Source organism: Bradyrhizobium nanningense, assembly GCF_004114535.1.
Lineage (GTDB): Bacteria > Pseudomonadota > Alphaproteobacteria > Rhizobiales > Xanthobacteraceae > Bradyrhizobium > Bradyrhizobium nanningense.
This window is the reverse complement of record NZ_LBJC01000081.1, coordinates 87,376-107,993: the sequence shown is the minus strand read 5'-3', so window position 1 is coordinate 107,993 and position 20,618 is coordinate 87,376. Positions and strand designations below refer to the sequence as shown.

Annotated in this window: 17 protein-coding genes, 1 tRNA gene and 1 pseudogene; 13 read left to right on the top strand and 6 right to left on the bottom strand. The window is 63.5% G+C overall.

What is annotated here, in order from left to right; translation table 11 throughout:
- Positions 1-663: a TetR/AcrR family transcriptional regulator gene (locus tag XH84_RS37585; protein WP_128919597.1), complete on the bottom strand. Its 663-nt coding sequence runs from the start codon at positions 661-663 to the stop codon at positions 1-3.
- A gap of 222 nt (positions 664-885) precedes the next feature.
- Here XH84_RS37585 and XH84_RS37580 point away from each other — a divergent pair, with 222 nt between their 5' ends.
- Together XH84_RS37580 and XH84_RS37575 are read left to right on the top strand one after the other, a co-directional pair.
- Positions 886-2,121 (top strand): acyl-CoA dehydrogenase family protein, encoded by a 1,236-nt coding sequence (locus XH84_RS37580; RefSeq protein ID WP_128919598.1) that lies wholly within the window; start codon positions 886-888, stop codon positions 2,119-2,121.
- A 131-nt stretch (positions 2,122-2,252) separates the two neighbouring features.
- Positions 2,253-3,311 (top strand): phosphotransferase family protein, encoded by a 1,059-nt coding sequence (locus XH84_RS37575; protein WP_128919599.1) that lies wholly within the window; start codon positions 2,253-2,255, stop codon positions 3,309-3,311.
- A gap of 126 nt (positions 3,312-3,437) precedes the next feature.
- On the opposite strand, the pseudogene XH84_RS37570 reads toward XH84_RS37575, so the two are convergent.
- The 3 genes and pseudogenes from XH84_RS37570 to XH84_RS37555 form a co-directional block, all read right to left on the bottom strand.
- Positions 3,438-3,733: pseudogene (locus XH84_RS37570) on the bottom strand (GIY-YIG nuclease family protein).
- Positions 3,734-3,943: 210 nt separating this feature from the next.
- On the bottom strand, positions 3,944-5,116 hold the full coding sequence (gene argE / locus XH84_RS37565; protein WP_128919600.1) for an acetylornithine deacetylase: 1,173 nt from the start codon (positions 5,114-5,116) through the stop codon (positions 3,944-3,946).
- Positions 5,117-6,103: 987 nt separating this feature from the next.
- Positions 6,104-6,889, bottom strand: a complete 786-nt coding sequence (locus XH84_RS37555) for an SDR family NAD(P)-dependent oxidoreductase (RefSeq protein ID WP_128919601.1) — start codon at positions 6,887-6,889, stop codon at positions 6,104-6,106.
- A 133-nt stretch (positions 6,890-7,022) separates the two neighbouring features.
- Between XH84_RS37555 and XH84_RS37550 the strand changes: the two genes are divergently transcribed.
- Positions 7,023-7,721, top strand: coding sequence for a histidine phosphatase family protein (locus tag XH84_RS37550; protein WP_164936276.1), 699 nt, complete (start codon positions 7,023-7,025; stop codon positions 7,719-7,721).
- A 119-nt stretch (positions 7,722-7,840) separates the two neighbouring features.
- Positions 7,841-8,608 carry an SDR family NAD(P)-dependent oxidoreductase gene (locus XH84_RS37545; RefSeq protein ID WP_128919602.1) on the top strand — a complete coding sequence of 256 codons (768 nt, stop codon included), beginning with the start codon at positions 7,841-7,843 and terminating at the stop codon, positions 8,606-8,608.
- 221 nt (positions 8,609-8,829) lie between these two features.
- Here XH84_RS37545 and XH84_RS37540 read toward each other — a convergent pair whose 3' ends face one another.
- Positions 8,830-10,065 (bottom strand): serine hydrolase domain-containing protein, encoded by a 1,236-nt coding sequence (locus tag XH84_RS37540; RefSeq protein ID WP_128919603.1) that lies wholly within the window; start codon positions 10,063-10,065, stop codon positions 8,830-8,832.
- A 150-nt stretch (positions 10,066-10,215) separates the two neighbouring features.
- On the opposite strand from XH84_RS37540, the gene XH84_RS37535 reads away from it, so the two are divergent.
- A tRNA-Trp gene (locus XH84_RS37535) sits at positions 10,216-10,291 on the top strand.
- A gap of 119 nt (positions 10,292-10,410) precedes the next feature.
- On the opposite strand, the gene XH84_RS37530 is transcribed toward XH84_RS37535, so the two are convergent.
- On the bottom strand, positions 10,411-10,839 hold the full coding sequence (locus XH84_RS37530) for a hypothetical protein (protein ID WP_245471995.1): 429 nt from the start codon (positions 10,837-10,839) through the stop codon (positions 10,411-10,413).
- Positions 10,840-11,276: 437 nt separating this feature from the next.
- On the opposite strand from XH84_RS37530, the gene secE reads away from it, so the two are divergent.
- The 8 genes from secE to rpoB all read left to right on the top strand — a co-directional run bounded on the left by secE (position 11,277) and on the right by rpoB (position 20,512).
- On the top strand, positions 11,277-11,468 hold the full coding sequence (secE, locus tag XH84_RS37525) for a preprotein translocase subunit SecE (RefSeq protein ID WP_128919604.1): 192 nt from the start codon (positions 11,277-11,279) through the stop codon (positions 11,466-11,468).
- Complete coding sequence (gene nusG, locus XH84_RS37520) at positions 11,468-12,022, top strand: transcription termination/antitermination protein NusG (protein WP_007602985.1); 555 nt, start codon at positions 11,468-11,470, stop codon at positions 12,020-12,022. The genes secE and nusG overlap by 1 nt, the downstream gene beginning before the upstream one ends.
- Positions 12,023-12,155: 133 nt before the next feature.
- Positions 12,156-12,584, top strand: coding sequence for a 50S ribosomal protein L11 (gene rplK / locus XH84_RS37515; RefSeq protein ID WP_128919605.1), 429 nt, complete (start codon positions 12,156-12,158; stop codon positions 12,582-12,584).
- A gap of 6 nt (positions 12,585-12,590) precedes the next feature.
- The gene (gene rplA, locus XH84_RS37510; protein ID WP_128919606.1) at positions 12,591-13,283 is read left to right on the top strand and encodes a 50S ribosomal protein L1; all 693 of its coding nucleotides are present in this window, start codon (positions 12,591-12,593) and stop codon (positions 13,281-13,283) included.
- 105 nt (positions 13,284-13,388) lie between these two features.
- Complete coding sequence (locus XH84_RS37505) at positions 13,389-14,342, top strand: 2-hydroxyacid dehydrogenase (RefSeq protein WP_128919607.1); 954 nt, start codon at positions 13,389-13,391, stop codon at positions 14,340-14,342.
- Positions 14,343-14,926: 584 nt separating this feature from the next.
- Entirely contained in the window at positions 14,927-15,445 is a 519-nt protein-coding gene (gene rplJ / locus XH84_RS37500; protein ID WP_128919608.1) for a 50S ribosomal protein L10, read from the top strand.
- Between the two features lie 54 nt (positions 15,446-15,499).
- Positions 15,500-15,877, top strand: coding sequence for a 50S ribosomal protein L7/L12 (gene rplL / locus XH84_RS37495; protein ID WP_100177007.1), 378 nt, complete (start codon positions 15,500-15,502; stop codon positions 15,875-15,877).
- A gap of 516 nt (positions 15,878-16,393) precedes the next feature.
- Positions 16,394-20,512 carry a DNA-directed RNA polymerase subunit beta gene (gene rpoB, locus XH84_RS37490; protein WP_128919609.1) on the top strand — a complete coding sequence of 1,373 codons (4,119 nt, stop codon included), beginning with the start codon at positions 16,394-16,396 and terminating at the stop codon, positions 20,510-20,512.
- The last annotated feature ends 106 nt before the right edge of the window (positions 20,513-20,618 follow it).

Here is a 20,618-nt window from a genome sequence, read left to right as displayed (position 1 = left end):
TTAGCGCGCGGCCACCCGTGCCGCCGCCTTCGTCTCCGCCTTGCCCGCCGTCAGCGCCATCGTCGCCACGCTGACCACGCGCGCGACGACGTCCTCGACGTCGTCGAGATCGCATTTGCCTTCCGACAGTTTTGTCAGCCGCTCGCTCTCGCGGATGGTGTGGTGCGCCATTGCGAGCGCGAAGTTGAGGCCCCAGTAGATATCGACGTCGCTGCGCTCGGGCAGGGCGCGGCGCATCGCGCCGGCGAATTTCCGCAAATGGTCGATCTCGCGGTTCTTGATGCGGCGGATCGGCGGCACGGATTCGATCGAGGCGCGGATCATGAAGCGTGCCGCGGTCGACCGCTGGTTCTCTGGGCCCAGGCAGCCACGCAATGTCGGCCCGACCAGGGCGCGCAGGATCACCTCGATCGGTGCGCGGCCGCCGCCTTGCTCCTCCGCCGCCTTCAATTCGCGTAGGCGCTCGCGGTTGGTGGCGATCGAGCGGGTGACAAATAATTCCGCGATCAACTCGTCCTTCGAGCCGAAATGATAGTTCACCGCCGCCAGGTTGACGCCTGCCTCCGCGACGATGTCGCGCAGCGTCACGTCACTGAAACCGCGATCGGCATAGAGCCGTTCGGCGGCGGTCAGAATGGCAGATCTCGTATGATCGCTGGCCATGAATGTCCCGAAGGGAGGGAGTTGCAATTCAAACAGTTGTATGAAACTATCGTTTGAAGGCCGGAGATGTCAATCCGCAATCGGGACTCGTTCGCAACTCGAGGGTGGTTCCGAAACGTCCGCCAGCCCGCGCTTGCGGGCTGCACGCAGCGGATGGACAGTCCGGCGAAAAACAGGCCCGCGAAGCCAACAGGTTCGCAAGAGAGAGACGAGGAGCGTCCCATGGATTTCGATCTGTCCCCCAAGCAGAAGGAATGGCTCGACCGCGTGCGGTCCTTCATGGCCAAGCACGTGCGCCCGGCGGTGCCGATCTACGACCAGCAGGATCACGCCGGCGAGCGCTGGAAGGTGATCCCGATCCTTGAGGACCTCAAGAAGAAGGCGAAGGCCGAAGGCCTCTGGAACATGTTCATGCCGCCGTCCGAGCATGAGGACGATGAATTCCGCGGCGCGGGACTGACCAATCTCGAATACGCGCTGCTGTCGGAAGAGATGGGCCGCGTCACCTGGGCCTCGGAAGTGTTCAACTGTTCCGCGCCCGACACTGGCAACATGGAAGTGTTCATCCGCTACGGCACCAAGGAGCAGAAGCGCAAATGGCTGCGCCCGCTGATGGACGGCGAGATCCGCTCGGCCTTCCTGATGACGGAACCGGCGGTGGCTTCGTCGGACGCCACCAATATCGAGACCCGCATCGAGCGCGACGGTGACCACTACGTCATCAACGGCCGCAAATGGTGGTCGTCCGGCGTCGGCGATCCCCGCTGCAAGATCGCGATCCTGATGGGCAAGACCGATTTCAAGGCGGCCAAGCACCAGCAGCAGTCGCAGATCCTGGTTCCGCTCGACACCCCCGGCATCAAGGTCGAGAAGATGCTGCCGGTGTTCGGCTTCGACGACGCGCCGCACGGGCACGCCCAGGTTCTGCTCGACAACGTGCGGGTGCCCAAGGAAAACATCCTGCTCGGCGAAGGCCGCGGCTTCGAGATCGCGCAGGGACGCCTCGGACCCGGCCGCATCCATCACTGCATGCGCACCATCGGCAAGGCCGAGGAGGCGCTGGAGAAGATGGTGAAGCGTCTGTCCTCGCGCACCGCCTTCGGCAAGAAGATCGTCGAGCACTCGGTGTGGGAACAGCGCATCGGCGAAGCCCGCACCAACATCGAGATGACGCGTCTTCTGTGCCTCAAGGCCGCCGACATGATGGACAAGGTCGGCAACAAGACCGCGCAGGCCGAGATCGCCATGATCAAGGTCGCAGCGCCCAATATGGCGCTCAAGATCATCGACGAGGCGATCCAGGCCTTTGGCGGCGCCGGCGTGTCGGACGAGGCCGGTCTTGCCAAGGACTACGCCCACATCCGCACGCTCCGTCTCGCCGACGGTCCGGACGAGGTGCACAATCGCGCCATTGCCAGACTTGAGGTTCGGAAGTATGCAAATTCCTCCAGTCACTAAAAGGGAGGGCCGCGCGGCGCTCCCGACTTAAGAAACGACAGGGCATGATCCGTGATCGGATGACCGCTTGACGCAAGTGCAAGAGCGGTTACCGATTAGGATCATGTTCGGACTGAAGAGGGAGCGTCACCGTGGCTGACGGCGTCAGGAAAGACGAAGAGTTCTCGGGCACCAAGCCGGTCGAGGAGCGTCATCGCATCGACGAGATGCGGCTCGAGGCCTGGCTGCGCGACAACGTCGAAGGCTATGAGGGACCGCTGGTCGTCCTCCAGTTCAAGGGCGGCCAGTCCAATCCGACCTACCGGCTCAACACGCCGAACCGTTCCTACGTGATGCGCCGAAAGCCGTTCGGCAAATTGCTGCCGTCGGCGCATGCGGTCGATCGCGAATATCGCGTGATCGCGGCCCTTGGAAAGCAGGGCTTTCCGGTCGCGCACGCCTATGCGCTGTGCCAGGACGACAGCGTCATCGGCGCCGCCTTCTACATCATGTCGATGGAGGAGGGCCGGGTGTTCTGGGATCCGACGCTGCCGAGCCAGTCGCCGGAAGATCGCCGCAAGATCTTCACCAGCAAGATCGAGACGCTGGCGAAGCTCCACATGTACGATCCCACGGCGATCGGCCTCGGCGACTTCGGCAAACCAGGCAATTATTTCGCGCGCCAGATCGACCGCTGGACCAAGCAGTATCGCGCATCCGAGACGCAGCACATTCCCGAGTTCGAGAAGGTCGCCGAATGGCTGCCGAAGACCGTGCCGGAACAGGCGCGCGTCTCGATCGTCCACGGCGACTATCGCCTCGACAACATGATTTTCCACGCGACGGAACCGCGGGTGCAGGCCGTGCTGGACTGGGAGCTGTCGACGCTCGGCGATCCCATGGCGGACTTCACCTATCTGTTGATGCAGTGGATCATGCCGGGCCTTGAGGGCGCCGATCTCAAGGCGCTCAACATCCCGAGCCTGGAAGAGGCGGCGCAGATCTATTGCGACGTCACCAAGATGACGGTGCCCGATCTCAACTGGTACTTCGCCTACAATCTGTTCCGTCTCGCCGGCATCACGCAAGGCATCGCCGGCCGCGTCCGCGACGGCACCGCCGCGAATGCCAAGGCGCTGGAGTCCGCCAAGCGTACCGTGCCGCTGTCGAAAGCGTCATGGGAGTACGCGCAGAAGGCGGGCGCGGTGTAAGAACGACGAAGGCGCGGCCGCTGGCCGCGCTTTTTTGTTTAGGGGGCACGCTAATATAGTCCCGCTCCGTCTCGTGTCCCGGACGCGGTGCAGCACGAAGTGCTGCTCCGCAGAGCCGGGACCCGGTCATGTTGCCAAGGTATTCAGCTCATCCGTGAGATCGCGCCAATCCGGATTGAGCTGTTCGATCAGCTTGAGCTTCCAAGCGCGCCGCCAGCGCTTCAGCGAGTGTTCGCGCGAGCGTGCTTCGAGCACGGACTCGCAGGTCTCAAAATAGACCAGCAGAGTAACGTCGTATTGCCGCGTGAAGCCGGTATGAGTTTGGACTTGTGCTGGCTTATCCGGCGAGGGAGATCGTTCGTCACTCCGACATAAAGGGTGCCGTTTCGTTTGCTCGCGAGGATGTAAACGAAGAAGGGCATGTCTATGCAATCTATGCGTAGGAGTATTGCTACGTAAGATTGCACAATTCGACTATGTCGCTAAGGGTTCTGGGTCCCGGCTCTGCGGAGCGTCACTTCGTGCCGCACCGCGTCCGGGACACGAGACTCGAGCTTACGGCGTGTCCCGGACGGTGCAGCGTGTAACGCTGCGCTGCAGAGCCGGGACCCAGACTCTTTCGCGGATGCCGGTTACGACGCTGCACAATGCGCGATCAGCTTCTCCACGAACGCTGCGCATTTCTCCAGTTCCGCCATCTCCACGAACTCATCCGGCGTATGCGCCTGCGCGATCGACCCCGGGCCGATCACGACCGATGGGATATCAGCCATGCTCGCGAACAGGCTGGCTTCGGTGCCGAAGGCGACCTTGGCGTGGTCGTTGCGCCCCGCAAGGCTCTTGGCCCGCGTGACGATCGCCGCGTCAGGGGCGGTGTCGAGGGCGGGATAGTCGAGGATTTCCTCAAAGCCGATGCCGCAATCCGGATGCCGCGCCTTCATCGCCGGCTCGAGCTCGGCCTTGGCCCAGGCGACGATCGCATCCGTCACCTCGCGCGATTCGGTGATGCCGATGCCGCGGCATTCGAACTCGACGGTGCAGGTATCAGGCACGATGTTCAGCGCCGCGCCGCCATGCACGATGCTGGTCAGCAGCGTCGAATGCGGCACGTCGTAGAGGCTGCCCGTCGCGCGCGCGGCCGCGAGCGCCACGGCGCGGCGGCGGATCTCGACGATCAGCTCGGCCGCATATTCGATCGCGTTGACGCCGTCGGGCGCGATCGAGGAATGGCGGGCGAGCCCGCGAAAGGTCGCGCGCACGCCGTGCTTGCCCTTGTGGCCGATGATCACCTTCATCTCGGTCGGCTCACCGATGAAGGCGCCGAGCGGTTTGATCTTCTTTTTCGCGACCTCGCGTAGCATCGGCCGCACGCCGACGCAGCCGATCTCCTCGTCATAGGAGATCGCCAGATGAATCGGCGTTGCGAGCCTGGCCTCCTTCATCTCCGGCACCATGGCAAGGCACACCGCGACAAAGCCCTTCATGTCGGTGGTGCCGCGGCCGTAGAGCTTGCCGTCGCGCTCGATCAGCCTAAACGGATCATGGCTCCAGTCCTGGCCCACGACAGGCACCACGTCGGTATGGCCCGATAGCACGAAGCCGGGACGGTCGTCGGGGCCGATCGTGACCCACAGCGAGGCCTTTTGCCCGGTCGCATCGACGATGCGCTCGCCCTTGACGCCGTGTGCGGCCAGGTAGCTCTCGATATGGGCAATCAGCGGCAGGTTGGTGCGGTCGCTCACGGTGTCGAAGGCCACGAGGTCGGCGAGGAGGTTTCGGATGCGGTCGGGTCTTGAGCTCTGCATTTTCACGTTCTTGTCAGGATTTATGGAAGCTGAGGTTGCTTGCATGAACCATACCAACGCGGCGGCTGGTAGGGCAAATCGAGATCCGGCCCATATTCCCTTGCGTTGCCCGATGGGCAAAACACGCCAGCGGTGGGTCAATGCTCGCCGTCAAAAATATTCCACTTTACCGAAATTCGGAAATGACGTATGTGTCGCGCAACCCGGCCCAAGGAAGAGGGGCGTATCGCGATCGTCACGAACGCGGGCCGGGCGGCGGTGGACGCCGATTGCATGGCGCGAAGGGTTTTGCAGGGCGGAGAGCCGTGAGCGAAAGACCTCGCGCACACGACCGGTGTGACTGGCGTACGGCAAAATCGTGTGGTCCTGACGCCCGGGGTCTGTGCGTCAAGTCTTGCGGTGATGTCGCGGCCCGACCGGGACGCGCATCAGTCATCCGATGAGGCGACGGGGGCAATAGTGCATCGCTCCCCGGGGAGAGCACGACATAAGCCGTAAAACCACTGCGCAGGGAAGGCCGGTTGCTTGGCTTCACCTGTATGCCGCTGTGCAAATTCTTATTGCCACCTTCGCACAGTGGACCGTGGGTGCCCGGCTGGCACCCGGTCTTCCCTGCGCCCTCTTTCAATTGGGGCGAAGAGATCAAGCAAAGCTCGGGCGAAACGCGCCGCGAGGATGCGAAGACGTGTCTGCAATCGAGATGTCAGCTGCAGCGTCAATCCGAGGTCACTTGTTCTGTCATTGCGAGCGCAGCGAAGCAATCCAGAGTCTCCCCGCGGAGGGATTCTGGAGATGCAGATGTGCGCGGATACTCCGCTCTCGTGCCCCGGACGCAGCGCAGCGTCTCCCCGGCGATGCGAAGCATCGTCCGGTTCGACGGTGCGCTGCGGAGCCGGGGCCCATGTGGCAGCGAGCTGCGTGGCTTGCTGGGTCCCGGCTCTGCGCCGCAACGCAAGAACGTTGCAGCGCGTCCGGGACACGGCAGAGTCAAACCGGCTTGCCCGTATACGGCATCGAGGCCGTCAGGCCACCGTCCACCGGGAACGCCTGGCCGTTCACATACGAGGCCTCGTCGCTCGCCAAAAACAGACCCATCGCCGCGAGCTCGTGCGGTTGGCCGGGGCGCTTGAGCGGGTTGAGCTGGCCGATCTTGTCCTGGGTGCCGCGCTCCTTGGCGCGGTCGAAGATCGGCTTGGTCATGCCGGTCTCGATCAGGCCCGGGCACACCGCGTTGATGCGCACGCCGGTGCCGGTGAGCGAATAGGCGGTGGTCTGTACCAGGCTGATCACGCCCGCCTTGCTCGCCGCGTAGGGATGCCCGCTGGCGCCGGCCTTGAGGCCCGCGACGGATGCAGTCAGCACGATGGCGCCGGACTGCTGCTTCACCATGTGCGGCATCGCATGCTTCACCGCGAGGAACGGCCCGATCAGATTGACGCGCAGCACCTCTTGCCAATGCTCCACGGTCTGCTCGGGAATCGGAACGAGTCCGCCGGAGATTCCGGCATTGGCCCAGACCACGTCGAGCCGGCCGTGGGTCGTCACCGCCTTGTCGATGACGGCCATGACGTCCTTTTCGGAGCCCGCATCCGCCAGCATGGCCTCGGCGACACCGCCGGCTTTCTTGATCTCCTCGACCGTCTCCTTCACTGCCTCGGTGCGATCGACCGCGATCAGCTTGGCGCCTTCCCTGGTGAAGAGGTGCGCTGCCGCACGGCCGATGCCGCTGCCGGCGCCGGTGATGATGACGGATTTGCCTTGCAGGCGGCCCATGCGTTTCTCCCTTGGTGCCCCGCGCGACGCTTGCCGCGCGACGGAATTTCAAACAAGATTTCAAACGGTAAAGTGTCTTGAGACACGTTCGCTACTCACGTACAGCGACATCAAACGGGATGGAAGGGTTTCGATGGCAGGTGCAGACAAGCCCAATGTGGTCGTCACGCGATGGTGGTGGGTCCGCCATGCGCCGGTGCGCAACGACGGCGGCAACATCTACGGACAGAGCGACATCGCCTGCGACACCAGCGATACCTATGTGTTCAACGCTGTTGCCAAGGTGCTGCCACGCACCGCAATCTGGTATTCGAGCAATCTGATGCGCGCGCACCAGACCGCGGAAGCGATCTGGGCGGCCGGTTTCCCGCGGCCAGCGTCGATGAAATGGGAGGCGGACCTCGCCGAACAGAATCTCGGCCGCTGGCAGGGCATGAACCGCGTCCAGTTCATTGCCAGCCGTCCCGTTGGTGCAAGCTGGTTCGCCGACATCAACGAGCCCGCACCCGGCGGCGAAAGCTTCATGGACCTCTACCACCGCACGCGCCGTACCATCGAGCGGATCAACAATGAGGCCGCCGGGCAGGACATCATCGCAGTCGCCCATGGCGGCACCATCAAGGCCGCGTTGGGGCTCGCGCTCGACGGCCAGCCGGAGCGGGGGCTCGCCTTCGATATCGACAACGTCTCGGTGACGCGGCTCGATCATTTCGCAAGTCCCGAACGCAGCGTCTGGCGCTTGCCGATGGTGAACCAGCAACCGTGGATCGCGGATGACGCGCACGCGGCGATGCACCAGCCGGCGGGGCCGGAAGTCAAGAAGCTGGCCTGAGGAAGCTGTCATTCCGGGACGATGCAAAGCATCGAACCCGGAATCTCGAGATTCCGGGTTCGGTCCTGCGGACCGCCCCGGAATGCCATTAAGTACGAAGATCAATCTGGGAGAGACACATGACCTTGTTCGACATGAAGGGGAAAGTCGCCGTCATCACCGGCTCGACGCGCGGCATCGGGCTCGCGATCGCCGAGCGCATGGTCGAGCACGGCGCCAAGGTCGTAATCTCGTCGCGCAAGGCCGATGTGTGCGAGCAGGTCGCCAAGGGCATCAATGACAAGTTCGGCAAAGGCACCGCGGTCGCGGTCGCCGCGAACATCTCGTCGAAGGAGAATCTGCAAAACCTCGTCGATGAGAGCAACCGCGCCTTCGGCAAGATCGACGTGCTGGTCTGCAATGCCGCCTCGAACCCGTATTACGGCCCGCTCGCCGGCATCTCCGACGATCAGTTCAGGAAGATCCTCGACAACAACATCGTCGCCAACAACTGGCTGATCTCGATGGTGGTGCCGCAGATGATCGAGCGCAAGGACGGCTCCATCATCATCGTCTCCTCGATCGGCGGCCTCAAGGGCTCGACCATCCTCGGCGCCTACGCGATCTCGAAAGCCGCCGACATGCAGCTCGCGCGCAATCTCGCCTGCGAATACGGCAAGGACAACATCCGCGTGAACTGCATCGCACCCGGCCTGATCAAGACCGACTTTGCGAAAGCGCTGTGGGACAATCCCGAGAACCTGAAGGCCTCGACCGCGCGCTCGCCGCTGCTCCGCATCGGCATTCCCGACGAGATCGCGGGCGCGGCGGTGTTCCTGGGCTCGAAGGCCGGCGACTTCATGACCGGTCAGACCATGGTGATCGACGGCGGCGCGACGATCAGCTGAGACGTTGCGAGGGAAGGGGTGGTTAGGGCGACTACGCCGCCCAACATCCGGTGTCATCGCCCGCGAAGGCGGGCGATCCAGTATCCCAGAGGCCCGCCTTGGAGAGCTGGCTCTCACCACATCCGCCGCGGAGTACTGGATGCCCCGGTCAAGCCGGGGCATGACAGTGAGTGTGGGGATGCGGTGTCGCGACTGGTGAGGCGCTGCGCGACAGAGCAACGTCACTCCACCGCCGCGTAAACCAGATCCCGCACCAGGGTTCGCGTGTAGTCGCGCTGGCCCGGCCCCTGGCTCATGAACACCGCGAACAGGTCTTCCTTCGGGTCGATCCAGAAGAAGGTGCCGGCGATGCCGCTCCAGAAATACTGGCCGACGCTGCCGGGGAAGGGCGCGATGCCGGCCTCGCGGCGCACGGCGAAGCCGAGACCAAAACCGTGGCCGGGCGAGAGCAGGGTGCCGTTGATCTGAACGTGCGGCCCGAGGTGATCCGACGCCATCAGCTCCAGCGTCTTGCGACCGATGATCCTGTTGCCGTCGAGCGTGCCGCCATTGCGCAGCATCAGGCAGAAGCGGGCATAGTCCATCGTGGTCGAGACCAGGCCGCCGCCGCCGGACTCCATCGCCGGCTGCTCGAGCATATTGAAGAGCGCGACCTTGTCGCCGGTCCAGGGATCGGCCGCGAACGGCTCGGCGAGCCTGCCCGCATTGGCTTCGGACGTCGAAAAGCCGGTCTCGGCCATCTGCAGCGGGGCAAGCACGCGCTCGGTGAGAAATGCGCCGAGCGACTGGCCGCTGACGACCTCGATGATGCGGCCGAGGATGTCGGTGGAGCGGCTGTAGTTGAACTCCGCGCCGGGCTGGCAGACCAGCGGGAAGCTCGCCACCAGTGCGGCATGCTCGGCGTTGGTGATCTTGCGGCTGCGGACGCGGGACTCCTGATAGAGCTTGTGCACGGGGCCGTCGCCCTGGTGCTCGTAAGTGAGGCCCGAGGTGTGGCGGAGCAGGTCCTGTACGGTCATCGGCCGCGCCGGGGGCACCAGCTCAAGCTTGCCGTCCTTGACGATGCCGACCTGCTGGCTGGCGAATTCCGGGATGAATTTGGCGACGGCGTCGCTGAGCAGGAGATGGCCGTCCTCGACCAGCGCCATGACGCCGACCGAGACGATCGGCTTGGTCATCGAGAAGATCCGGAAGATCGAATCACGGGCCATAGGCGCGGCGGCCGCCGGGCTCTGCTTGCCGAGCGCCTCGAACCAGCCGACCTGGCCGCCTCTCGCCACCAGCACGGTGATTCCGGGAACGGTTCCCTTGTCGATCTCGCGCTTGAAGGCATCCGACATGGCCTGGAGGCGTGGACGCGACAGCCCGAGCGTCTCGGGGCGGGCCTCCGGCAAGGGCGGGGTGTGCGGCACGATCGTGGCCTGTGGGCCGGCTGTAGCGGTCGCTGTGGCGGTCATGGGCGCTCCCAATTGTTCTTCGTTGTCGGAAAGCGACTGTGGCTCAGAAACCCCATTACAAACAAGCGAGGCCGGCGCGGTTCACCCTTGCAATCCGGCCGCTCTCTGTGCTTGAAAGCGCGCCTGATCCTAAGGCGACGCAGGGTCTGTAGGAGTGTAGCTCAATTGGTAGAGCACCGGTCTCCAAAACCGGGGGTCGCAGGTTCGAGCCCTGCCACTCCTGCCAGTAAAATCAATCGCTTAGATCAGAATGCTGGCGGGATAGGGACAAGGCGTCCCACGGACGAATCCCCAACGACCGGCCCATACCGTTGATGTCCAGCTGTAGGCCCGGCGAGGCGTCGCCTAACGCGCGGCGGCCCGTTCCGTGTCTGTCGGAACCCGGCTGAGATCGACGTCCCGGATGGGAACGGGGCGCAGCAGCGAGACGATGGTGCCACCGAGCTCGAAATAGGTATGCAGCCGCAGTGCACGGGATGAGCCCTTCAGCTCCGCGTTCAGGCTCACGGGCACCTGCACGTAGGTGAGTCCGAGCTGCAGCAGCGAGATCAACGCGCAGATCTGATAGCCGTAGCCGTCGGTCTTCACCGCGATCTGGCGCAGCCATTTCACGGGGTAAACGATCATGCTGTGGTAGTCGGACAGCCAGAAGCCGAACAGGCAGTTCAGGATGAAGCGCAGCGAATGCGACTGCAGCGAGCGATTGACGGAGCGGTCCGACTGATTGTCGCGATAGGTAATGACGAGGTCAGCGGCGCCCGCCGCCTTGAACATCCGGGCAATACCTTCGTTCTGGAAAGCGTGATCTCCGGGAATGAGCGTGATGGCATCGAATTTCGCGCGATCGCGGCGGCCGAAGCGGCAGAGCGCCCCGATGGGGCGCTCTGAAGGCGGCGGTTGGGAGCAGCGGTCACGCCGTGCCAGGGTGGGGCATATAAGCCTTTGATCCGCCTTGGCTCTGCTCTCCCGCCCGGGGAGGTCGGCTGGCCTGGGCGCACCCTCTATATCTTGACCTTTGGTCCTATCCGCAGTAGATAGCCCGCACTCGCAGCCGGCCCGTTAGACGCGGATCTCCGGCGCGGCTTTGCAATCCCCGAACAATCGAGCCCGGTTTCCGGCTCATCCTTCGAGACAGAGGGCTGGGCCAACGGCGGCTGTTCGGATCCCTGAAATTCATTCGCGTCTGTCGACGGACGTTGGACATTAAAACGATGGCAGTCAGCCCGTTCAAGTTCTTGCAGGAAGTGCGCTCGGAGACCGCCAAGGTCACCTGGCCGACCCGCCGCGAGACCACGATCACCACCATCATGGTGTTCGTCATGGTCGCCGTGGCCTCGATCTTCTTCTTCGCCGCCGACCAGTTCATCCGTTACCTCGTCACCTTCCTTCTGGGCATTCACTGATGGCAACAGCAACCGCTCAACTGTCCGACAAGCGCTGGTACATCGTCCACGCCTATTCGAACTTCGAGAAGAAGGTCGCCGAATCGATCCGCGAACAGGCCAAGCAGCGCGGGCTCGAGGAGCTGTTCGAGCTGGTGCTGGTGCCGACCGAGAAGGTCACGGAAGTGCGCCGCGGCCGCAAGATCGACGCCGAGCGCAAGTTCTTCCCCGGCTACGTGCTGGTGAAGATGAAGCTGACCGACGAAGCGTTTCATCTGATCAAGAACACGCCGAAGGTCACGGGCTTCCTCGGCGCTGAAAACAAGCCGATGCCGATCTCGGAGGCCGAAGCCATGCGCATCCTGCACCAGGTGCAGGAGGGCGTGGAACGGCCGAAGGCGTCGGTGTCGTTCGAGATCGGCGAGAACGTGCGCGTGGCCGATGGCCCGTTCGCCTCGTTCTCGGGCGTCGTCGAGGAAATCGACGAGGCGCGCTCGCGCGTGAAGGTCGCGGTGTCGATCTTCGGTCGCGCCACGCCGGTCGAACTGGAATTCGGTCAGGTCGAGAAGGTCTGATCGGGTAATGCGTGAGACTTCGGTCTTGCGCAGCGAGAGGCCGTGGGAGGACGAGGGCGGTTGCCAGCCGCCCGTTGATCCCGACCACGAACCTGAAACCGCCGGCGACATGCCGGCACAACAGGAGTGATACATGGCAAAGAAAGTGACCGGATACCTGAAGCTTCAGGTCCCGGCCGGTGCGGCGAATCCTTCGCCCCCGATCGGTCCCGCGCTCGGTCAGCGCGGTCTCAACATCATGGAGTTCTGCAAGGCGTTCAACGCCCAGACCCAGAAGGAAGAGAAGAACACCCCGATTCCCGTGGTGATCACGATCTACGCCGATCGTTCGTTCACCTTCGAGATGAAGACGCCCCCCATGTCGTTCTTCCTCAAGCAGGCTGCCAAGATCCAGTCCGGCTCGAAGGCGCCGGGCCGTGACAAGGCCGGCAAGGTGACCCGCGCGCAGGTGCGCGAGATCGCCGAGAAGAAGATGAAGGATCTCAATTGCGATTCCATCGAATCGGCCATGAAGATGGTCGAGGGCTCCGCCCGTTCGATGGGCCTGGAAGTTGCGGGGTAAGCGGTCATGGCAATCGGAAAGCGTTTGAACAAAGCCCGCGAAGGTATTGACCGCGAAAAGCTTTATCCGCTCGCGGACGCCATCAAGATGGTCAAGGAGCGCGCGAAAGCGAAGTTCGACGAGACCATCGAGATCGCAATCAACCTCGGCGTCGATCCGCGTCACGCCGACCAGATGGTCCGCGGCGTCGTGACCCTGCCGAACGGCACCGGCCGTACGCTCCGCGTCGGCGTGTTCGCCCGCGGCGCCAAGGCCGATGAGGCCAAGGCTGCGGGTGCCGACGTCGTCGGCGCCGAAGACCTGGTCGAGAAGGTGCAGAACGGCTCGATCGATTTCGACCGCTGCATCGCCACCCCCGACATGATGCCGCTGGTCGGCCGTCTCGGTAAGGTGCTCGGCCCGCGCGGCTTGATGCCGAACCCGAAGATCGGCACCGTGACCATGGACGTCACCGGCGCGGTGAAGGGTGCCAAGGGCGGCTCGGTCGAGTTCCGCGTCGAGAAGGCCGGCATCCTGCAGGCTGGCGTCGGCAAGGCCTCGTTCTCCGAGGAAAAGCTGGTCGAGAACATCAAGGCCCTGGCTGACGCCGTCTCCAAGGCCAAGCCCGCCGGCTCCAAGGGCACCTACATCCAGCGCGTTGCGGTGTCCTCGACGATGGGCCCCGGCGTGAAGGTCGAGCCGGGCACCATTCTCGGCTAAGACTTCGAAGTGACGTGAGGGCGAGGGGCGGAATTGGGCAACCGATTCCGCCCCTCGTCGTTTGCGGCGGCGCTCGTCGGAAACAAGAACCGGGAAACAAGAACAATGCCTGACAAGGTCCTGATCTATTCGCGCTTTCCCAAGACGATGATGGCGCGCTTCGCCGAGCGCTTCGAGCTGCTCGATACCGGCGGCAAGCCCGCGCGAGACGTGTTTCCGGCCGAGGAGCTCGGCGGCATCCGCGCGCTGCTGACCGCGGGCGGCACACCGCTCGGTGCGGAGGCGATGGACATGTTTCCCAAGCTCGGTGCGATCGTCTGCTACGGCACCGGTTATGACGGCGTCGACCTGACCGCGGCCGCCAGCCGCAACATTGCGGTCGGCCACAGTCCCGGCGCCAATGCGGCTTCGGTCGCTGACATCGCGATGACCCTGATGCTGGCGACGACGCGGCGGATCCTGGTCGCCGACCAATATGTCCGCAGTGGCGATTGGGCCGCCTCGAAGCCGTCGCCGATGATGCGCCCGCAAGCCGGCATGCCCGGCCGCCGCATCGGCGTCTACGGCATGGGCGAGATCGGCCGCAAGATCGCCGCGCGCTGCGCCGCTTTCGAGAGCGAGGTCGGCTATTTCAGCCGCAGCAAGTATGATTTGCCCTATCAATATTTCCCGTCGCTGGAGGCGCTCACGGAGTGGTGCAGCGTGCTGATGATCGCGGTCCGGGCAGGGGCCGAGACCCAGCACGTCGTCAACGCCGACATCCTGAAGCGCCTCGGCGCGGACGGCTATGTCGTCAACATCGCCCGCGGCTCTGTCATCGACCAGAAGGCCCTGGTCGCGGCGCTCGCCAACAAGACCATCGCCGGCGCCGGCCTCGACGTCTTCGAGAAGGAACCGCACGCGCCAGATGCATTGACCGCGCTGCCGAACGTGGTGTTCGCCCCGCATATCGGCGGCCATACCCTCGAATCACACGTTGCCATGCAGAACTGCGTGCTGGCGAACCTGACCGCGTTCTTCGAGGGGAAGCCGCTGCCTTATGGAGCGAAATCGGCTTGAATCGGTCCATATCGCCCCCGGTCAAGCCCATCCGGCAACGGATTGGAACTGGTGTGAATTTTGCTCTTGGCAAGCGGGCCCCGAGCGGTTAAAGAACCGCCTCCGAACGTGCCGGCTTCGGCTGGCGCGTTCGTGCACGCATTCCGAAAACCTGACACGACAGGAGATCATTCCTTTTCAGGACGTCCGTGAGGATTTGCCCGAAAAGGAAGGAAAACCCGTCGGTTGGAGGAATGTGGGCAGAGGTCGGGCGGTTCGCCGGCTGACCTTGTCCTGTCCAAGACTGCAGGCGCCCGCGGGGAATTTCGATTTCTCAACGGCTTAATCGCATGGCCTGCATAGACGGGTGAAGACCGGATTTCACTTCGCATACAGCTTTAAGGGCTGATCTGCGAAACGGGTCTGGTTCGGACCTCGACGCGCCGTGGGCCCCTTCAGGTGCTCCCGGAGGGCAGGCTTTGAATTGTCGTCTTGCCCGGCGTGTCCTTAGGGTTTTGGCCCGGAGGTTCAGGTTTGGGCGGGACGATGGGTGCAACCCGGCGGTCCCGCTTTTCGCGATGGCCGCCAACCGGAGAGAGCTTGCTGTGGAACGAGCGGCAAAAAAAGAGGCGGTCGAACAGCTCAATGAGGTCTTCAAGACCACGAGCGTCGCGGTCGTTGCTCAATATTCCGGCCTGACCGTTGCCCAGATGCAGAAGCTGCGCATGCAGATGAAGCAGGCTGGTGCCGCGGTGAAGGTCTCGAAGAACCGTCTCGCCAAAATTGCTCTTGAAGGCACTGACGTCGTTGCCATCGGCCCCATGCTGAAGGGACCGACCGTGATCGCCACTTCGAACGATCCGGTAGCGGCGCCAAAGGTCGCCGTCGAATTCGCCAAGGCGAACGAAAAGTTCGTCATCATTGGCGGCTCGATGGGAAAGACCGTCCTGAATGTCGACAGCGTGAAGGCGCTTGCCTCACTGCCGTCGCTTGATGAGCTGCGCGCCAAGATCGTCGGCCTGCTTGTGGCCCCGGCGACCAAGATCGCTCAGCTCGCCAATGCGCCCGCGGGCAAGCTCGCGCGCGTCATCCAGGCTCATGCCTCAAAGGGCGAAGCGGCCTGACGCCCTTCGCAAAACTCAAACCCGAACCAGACTTACACGTAAGGAAACTGAACAATGGCTGACTTGCAGAAGATCGTTGACGACCTCTCGAGCCTCACCGTGCTCGAAGCTGCTGAACTGGCGAAGCTCCTCGAAGAGAAGTGGGGCGTTTCGGCTGCCGCGGCCGTCGCCGTGGCCGGCCCGGCTGGCGGTGGCGCTGCTGCCGCTCCGGCGGAAGAGAAGACCGAGTTCACGGTCGTTCTCGCCAGCGCCGGCGACAAGAAGATCGAGGTCATCAAGGAAGTCCGCGCCATCACCGGTCTCGGCCTGAAGGAAGCAAAGGACCTCGTCGAGGGTGCTCCGAAGCCGCTGAAGGAAGGCGTGAACAAGGAAGAAGCCGACAAGATCAAGGCCCAGCTCGAGAAGGCTGGCGCGAAGGTCGAGCTGAAGTAACGCGAGTTACTTCAGCGAAATCCCGGGCTCGCGCAGCGAGACCCGGGATCTCGTCCCAAGATCGTGGATGGCCGGGTCAAGCCCGGCCATGACGATCGGAAAGACTGGGGCCTAATGCAAAAGGCGTGCGACGGAACGTCCCGACGCGGGCTGAACACGAAAAAGTGTGGGGATTTGAGGGTCTACCCCTCAAATCTCCACTATTGTCGCCCCATATCGGGTCGGCAGCACGAAAGCGCGGTGGGCAGGGTGCTGGATTCCCTGTAAGCCGTTGGGAGAGCAAGCTATTTCGGGCTTTTGCAGTCCGTGAAGACGATCGTTGTGACGGGCGGGCGCGCACCAGCGCCCCGCGCGTCGTTTTGCGTTTTGAAGGTCTGAAGAACAGATTCAGGACATTCTCGCCTGAAACTGAGTCTGCGGCCCCCAAAACGGGTTCGAAAAATTCAACCCGGGGAGCGGTGGCAGCCGCGTCCTGGACGGCGCGCCCAGATCGGGCGACGAAAATGAGAGGCCACGATGGCGCAGCAGACATTCACCGGTCGCAAACGCGTTCGCAAGTTCTTCGGACATATCAAGGAAGTGGCCGAGATGCCGAACCTCATCGAGGTTCAGAAGGCGTCCTATGATCAGTTCTTGATGGTCGATGAACCCCAGGGTGGCCGTCTCGACGAGGGTCTGCAGGCGGTGTTCCGCTCGGTGTTTCCCATCTCCGATTTCTCGGGCACCTCGATGCTGGAATTCGTCCGCTACGAGTTCGAGCAGCCGAAATACGACGTCGACGAGTGCCGCCAGCGCGGCATGACCTTCGCGGCGCCCCTCAAGGTGACGCTGCGCCTCATCGTGTTCGATATCGACGAGGAAACCGGCGCGAAGTCGGTGAAGGACATCAAGGAGCAGGACGTCTACATGGGCGACATCCCGCTCATGACGATGAACGGCACCTTCATCGTCAACGGCACCGAGCGCGTCATCGTTTCGCAGATGCACCGCTCGCCCGGCGTGTTCTTCGACCACGACAAGGGCAAGACCCATTCCTCGGGCAAGCTGCTGTTCGCCGCCCGCGTGATCCCGTATCGCGGCTCCTGGCTCGACATCGAGTTCGACGCCAAGGACATCGTCTATGCGCGTATCGACCGTCGCCGCAAGATTCCGGTGACGTCGCTGATGTTCGCCCTCGGCCTCGACGGCGAAGCGATCCTGTCCACGTTCTACAAGAAGATCCTCTACAAGCGGACCAAGGAAGGCTGGCGCGTTCCGTTCGACGCCAACCGTTTCCGCGGCTACTCGACCGTCAACGATCTGATCGACGCCGATACCGGCAAGGTCGTGCTCGAGGCCGGCAAGAAGCTCACCGTCCGTGCCGCGCGCCAGCTCCAGGAGAAGGGGCTGAAGGCGCTGCGCATGTCCGATGAGGAGCTGGTCGGCAACTATATCGCGGAGGACCTCGTCAACCCGAAGACCGGCGAGATCCACGCCGAGGCCGGCGAGGAAATCACCGACAAGTCGATGAAGGTGCTCAACGAGCACGGCTACAAGGAATTGCCGCTGCTCGACATCGACCACGTCAATGTCGGCCCCTACATCCGCAACACGCTCTCGGCGGACAAGAACATGACGCGCGAGGACGCGCTGTTCGACATCTACCGCGTGATGCGCCCGGGCGAGCCGCCGACGCTGGATTCGGCGCAGGCGATGTTCCAGTCGCTGTTCTTCGACGCCGAGCGTTACGACCTGTCCGCGGTCGGCCGCGTCAAGATGAACATGCGCCTCGACCTCGATGCGCCCGACACCCAGCGTACGCTGCGCAAGGAAGACATCCTCTCCGTCATCAAGACGCTGGTGGACCTGCGCGACGGCAAGGGCGAGATCGACGACATCGACCATCTCGGCAACCGCCGTGTGCGTTCGGTCGGCGAGCTCATGGAGAACCAGTACCGCATCGGCCTCTTGCGCATGGAGCGCGCGATCAAGGAGCGCATGTCCTCGGTCGACATCGACACGGTCATGCCGCAGGACCTGATCAACGCCAAGCCCGCGGCTGCCGCCGTGCGCGAGTTCTTCGGCTCCTCGCAGCTCTCGCAGTTCATGGACCAGACCAACCCGCTCTCGGAGATCACCCACAAGCGCCGCCTGTCGGCACTTGGACCGGGCGGTCTGACCCGCGAGCGCGCCGGCTTCGAAGTCCGCGACGTGCATCCGACCCATTACGGCCGCATCTGCCCGATCGAGACGCCGGAAGGTCCGAACATCGGCCTGATCAACTCGCTCGCGACCTTCGCGCGCGTGAACAAGTACGGCTTCGTCGAGACGCCGTATCGCAAGGTCAAGGACGGCCGCGTCACCGACGAGGTCGTGTACCTCTCGGCGATGGAAGAGGGCCGCTACACGGTCGCGCAGGCCAACGTGCCGCTCGACCCGAAGGGCCGCTTCACCGAAGACCTCGTGGTCTGCCGTCATGCCGGCGAAGTCTTGCCGGTGACGCCGGACAAGGTCGACTACATGGACGTGTCGCCGAAGCAGCTCGTTTCGGTCGCCGCTGCGCTGATCCCGTTCCTCGAGAACGACGACGCCAACCGCGCGCTGATGGGCTCGAACATGCAGCGCCAGGCGGTGCCGCTGGTTCGCGCCGAGGCGCCGTTCGTCGGCACCGGCATGGAAGGCGTTGTTGCGCGCGACTCGGGTGCTGCGATCGCGGCGCGCCGTTCGGGCGTGATCGACCAGATCGACGCGACCCGCGTCGTCATCCGCGCCACGGAAGATCTCGATCCGACCAAGTCGGGCGTCGATATCTACCGCCTGATGAAGTACCAGCGCTCCAACCAGTCGACCTGCATCAACCAGCGTCCGCTGGTGAAGGTCGGCGACATCGTCAAGAAGGGCGACATCATCGCCGACGGTCCGTCGACCGATCTCGGCGAGCTCGCTCTGGGGCGGAACGTGCTCGTCGCGTTCATGCCGTGGAACGGCTACAACTTCGAAGACTCGATCCTGCTCTCCGAGCGGATCGTGAAGGAAGACGTCTTCACCTCGATTCACATCGAGGAGTTCGAGGTGATGGCCCGCGACACCAAGCTCGGGCCTGAGGAAATCACCCGCGACATTCCGAACGTCTCGGAAGAAGCGCTGAAGAACCTCGACGAAGCCGGTATCGTCTACATCGGCGCGGAAGTGCGCGCCGGCGACATCCTGGTCGGCAAGATCACGCCGAAGGGCGAGAGCCCGATGACGCCGGAAGAGAAGCTGCTGCGCGCCATCTTCGGCGAGAAGGCTTCCGACGTTCGCGACACCTCGCTGCGCGTTCCTCCGGGCGTGCAGGGCACGATCGTGGAAGTGCGCGTGTTCAACCGTCACGGCGTCGACAAGGACGAGCGTGCGCTGGCGATCGAGCGGGAAGAGATCGAGCGTCTGGCCAAGGACCGCGACGACGAGCAGGCGATCCTGGACCGCAACGTCTACAACCGTCTTGCCGAGCTGCTCGAAGGGCGGCAGGGCATTGCCGGTCCGAAGGGCTTCAAGAAGGACACCAAGATCACCCGTGCGGTGCTCGAGGAGTACCCGAAGTCGCAGTGGTGGCTGTTCGCTTCGCCGAACGACAAGCTGATGGCCGAGATCGAGGCCATGCGGAAGCAGTACGACGAGTCGAAGAAGGGGCTTGAACAGCGCTTCCTCGACAAGGTCGAGAAGCTTCAGCGCGGTGACGAATTGCCGCCCGGCGTGATGAAGATGGTCAAGGTCTTCGTCGCGGTGAAGCGCAAGATCCAGCCCGGCGACAAGATGGCCGGCCGCCACGGCAACAAGGGCGTGGTGTCGAAGATCGTGCCGATCGAGGACATGCCGTTCCTCGAAGACGGTACGCATGCCGACATCGTGCTCAATCCGCTCGGCGTGCCCTCGCGCATGAACGTCGGACAGATCCTCGAGACCCATCTCGGCTGGGCCTGCGCCGGCCTCGGCAAGCGTATCGGCCAGACGGTCGATGCCTATTTGTCGAAGCAGGACATCAAGCCGTTGAAGGAGACCTTGAAGAAGGTCTACGGCGACGACGAGACGATCAAGTCGCTCAACGACAACGAGCTGCTCGAGCTCGGCCACAACTTAAGCCGCGGCGTGCCGATCGCGACGCCGGTGTTCGACGGCGCCAAGGAAGCCGACATCGAGGAGATGCTGAAGCTTGCCGGTCTCGACGCTTCGGGTCAGTCGACCGTCTATGACGGCCGCACCGGCGATCCGTTCGATCGCAAGGTGACGGTGGGCTACATCTACATGCTCAAGCTGCACCATCTGGTCGACGACAAGATCCACGCGCGTTCGATCGGTCCGTACTCGCTCGTCACCCAGCAGCCGCTGGGCGGCAAGGCGCAGTTCGGCGGCCAGCGCTTCGGCGAAATGGAGGTGTGGGCGCTCGAGGCTTACGGCGCGGCGTACACGCTCCAGGAGATGCTGACGGTGAAGTCGGACGACGTCGCCGGCCGTACCAAGGTGTACGAGGCGATCGTGCGCGGCGACGACACGTTCGAGGCCGGTATTCCGGAATCGTTCAACGTGCTGGTCAAGGAAATGCGCTCGCTCGGCCTCAACGTCGACCTGCACAACTCCAAGATAGGACCGGCGCCGACGTCGGAAGCGGCCGAGTAATTCGACCTGTCATGCCCGGCCTTTGCGGCCGGGCACCGGCGCCCCGTCCGAGGCCTTGAGGGCAGGGCGCCCTGCAGAAGTGATTTTCGAATTTGCGGCCGGAGGC

Coding starts and splice junctions, on each gene's coding strand:
- XH84_RS37585 (WP_128919597.1), bottom strand. CDS start 663: ATGGCCAGCGATCATACGAGATCTGCCATTCTGACCGCCGCCGAACGG.
- argE (WP_128919600.1), bottom strand. CDS start 5,116: ATGCAGAGCTCAAGACCCGACCGCATCCGAAACCTCCTCGCCGACCTC.
- XH84_RS37550 (WP_164936276.1), top strand. CDS start 7,023: ATGGCAGGTGCAGACAAGCCCAATGTGGTCGTCACGCGATGGTGGTGG.
- XH84_RS37545 (WP_128919602.1), top strand. CDS start 7,841: ATGACCTTGTTCGACATGAAGGGGAAAGTCGCCGTCATCACCGGCTCG.
- rplA (WP_128919606.1), top strand. CDS start 12,591: ATGGCAATCGGAAAGCGTTTGAACAAAGCCCGCGAAGGTATTGACCGC.
- XH84_RS37505 (WP_128919607.1), top strand. CDS start 13,389: ATGCCTGACAAGGTCCTGATCTATTCGCGCTTTCCCAAGACGATGATG.
- XH84_RS37530 (WP_245471995.1), bottom strand. CDS start 10,839: ATGTTCAAGGCGGCGGGCGCCGCTGACCTCGTCATTACCTATCGCGAC.
- rplL (WP_100177007.1), top strand. CDS start 15,500: ATGGCTGACTTGCAGAAGATCGTTGACGACCTCTCGAGCCTCACCGTG.
- nusG (WP_007602985.1), top strand. CDS start 11,468: ATGGCAACAGCAACCGCTCAACTGTCCGACAAGCGCTGGTACATCGTC.
- XH84_RS37540 (WP_128919603.1), bottom strand. CDS start 10,065: ATGACCGCCACAGCGACCGCTACAGCCGGCCCACAGGCCACGATCGTG.
- XH84_RS37555 (WP_128919601.1), bottom strand. CDS start 6,889: ATGGGCCGCCTGCAAGGCAAATCCGTCATCATCACCGGCGCCGGCAGC.
- rpoB (WP_128919609.1), top strand. CDS start 16,394: ATGGCGCAGCAGACATTCACCGGTCGCAAACGCGTTCGCAAGTTCTTC.
- XH84_RS37580 (WP_128919598.1), top strand. CDS start 886: ATGGATTTCGATCTGTCCCCCAAGCAGAAGGAATGGCTCGACCGCGTG.
- secE (WP_128919604.1), top strand. CDS start 11,277: ATGGCAGTCAGCCCGTTCAAGTTCTTGCAGGAAGTGCGCTCGGAGACC.
- rplK (WP_128919605.1), top strand. CDS start 12,156: ATGGCAAAGAAAGTGACCGGATACCTGAAGCTTCAGGTCCCGGCCGGT.